Genomic DNA, 388 nt, shown 5'->3' with positions numbered 1-388 from the left:
CCCCGTGCGCGCGACGGACGGACCTGCTGGGCAGGTGGTGATCATGGTGACGCGTCCCCCCTAGATGCGTTGGTGATAACCTCGACCGCAGCCAAAACATAGCAGACGTTCTCTTTGTTTTGGGGTTCGGATTCGGCCGATCATGCGTCCGGTGGCTCAGCCGGGCTTGCCTCGGATGTGAGGAGCAATGCAAGGTTTGTCTCGGATTTCGGGCCGGTGTCACCAACTGGTCGACCGTTCGACCAGCGCCGGAAGAGTCGGGCGAACCGCGCGCGAGGTGCAGGGATTGCGGGAGAACGTCGGTGTGAAGCAGGTACGAGCCGTGCGGACGCGGCGCCTCATCCTGCAGGCCGCCGCGGAACAGTTCGACCTGCGCGGATACGCCGGC

At 64.7% G+C, this 388-nt stretch carries 1 pseudogene (cut by a window edge); it reads right to left on the bottom strand.

The features are described from left to right. Positions 1-45, bottom strand: a pseudogene (locus CCN42_RS39010) (transposase); its annotated part reaches 374 nt to the left of the window's first position; the annotation flags it as partial. Positions 46-388: the final 343 nt, after the last annotated feature.

Source organism: Streptomyces glaucescens (assembly GCF_002154375.1).
GTDB lineage: Bacteria > Actinomycetota > Actinomycetes > Streptomycetales > Streptomycetaceae > Streptomyces > Streptomyces glaucescens.
The sequence above is the reverse complement of the archived record's forward strand: the minus strand, read 5'-3'. Positions and strand labels throughout refer to the sequence as shown.